Source organism: Arsenicicoccus sp. UBA2120 (assembly GCF_002330965.1).
GTDB classification, from domain to species: Bacteria; Actinomycetota; Actinomycetes; order Actinomycetales; family Dermatophilaceae; genus Arsenicicoccus; species Arsenicicoccus bolidensis.
Window position 1 is genome coordinate 3,268 of sequence record NZ_DCYC01000060.1, and the last position, 780, is coordinate 4,047.

Below are 780 nucleotides of genomic sequence, written 5' to 3' on the forward strand. Positions count from 1 at the left end.
CATGCGCGACGAGGCCGGCGGCGACGACAAGCTGCTGTGCATCCCGGCCGGCGACCCGCGCCAGGAGCACATCACCGAGCTCGACCACATCTCCGACTTCGACCGCCTGGAGATCCAGCACTTCTTCGAGACCTACAAGGACCTCGAGCCCGGCAAGTCCGTCGAGGGCGCCTTCTGGGCCGGTCGCGAGCGCGCCGAGGAGATCGTCGTCGAGGCCATCCAGCGCGCCAAGGACAACAACGTCACGACCCTGCGCTGGCCCGCCCCGCACCAGTCGCACTGACGGCTCGTCCGGCCCACTCGGTCGGACCCCGTATGCCGAGAGCGGCGGCCCCTCCACCCGGAGGAGCCGCCGCTCTCGTGCGTGGGGGCACCCGTCGGCCCACACGACCCGACCCGAGCCCGCAGCTCACTTCGTGCCGCCCACGCGCCCCAGAACCAGGTCCAGACGACCCAACTCGAGCCCGCAGCTCACTTCGTGCCGTCCACGCGCCCCAGAACCAGGTCCAGGCGACCCAACCTGAGCTCGGAGCTCACTTCGTGCGGCCCACGGGTCGCAGGGCGGGGTCCAGACGACCCAACTCGAGCCCAGAGCTCAGTTCGTGCCGCGCGTCAGCGCACGCGCCCGCCGTAGGGCAGCAGGTCGGACCAGTACATCGACTCGACCCGGACCTGGGCCCCGGTGTGCGGAGCGTTGACCATCTTGCCGTTGCCGATGTACATGCCCACGTGGTGGATCGAGGCCGCGTCCTTGCCGAAGAACACGAGGTCGCCGGGCTG

Annotated in this window: 2 protein-coding genes; one reads left to right on the top strand and one right to left on the bottom strand. The window is 70.4% G+C overall.

Annotated features, from left to right (window positions below):
- Nucleotides 1-283 (top strand): inorganic diphosphatase (locus tag B2P18_RS08815; protein ID WP_286958144.1); only part of this gene is annotated, 283 nt, incomplete at its 5' end.
- A gap of 329 nt (nt 284-612) precedes the next feature.
- Here the strand turns inward: B2P18_RS08815 and B2P18_RS08820 are convergent.
- A partial coding sequence (locus B2P18_RS08820; protein ID WP_286958146.1) for a C40 family peptidase occupies nt 613-780 on the bottom strand: 168 nt, incomplete at its 5' end.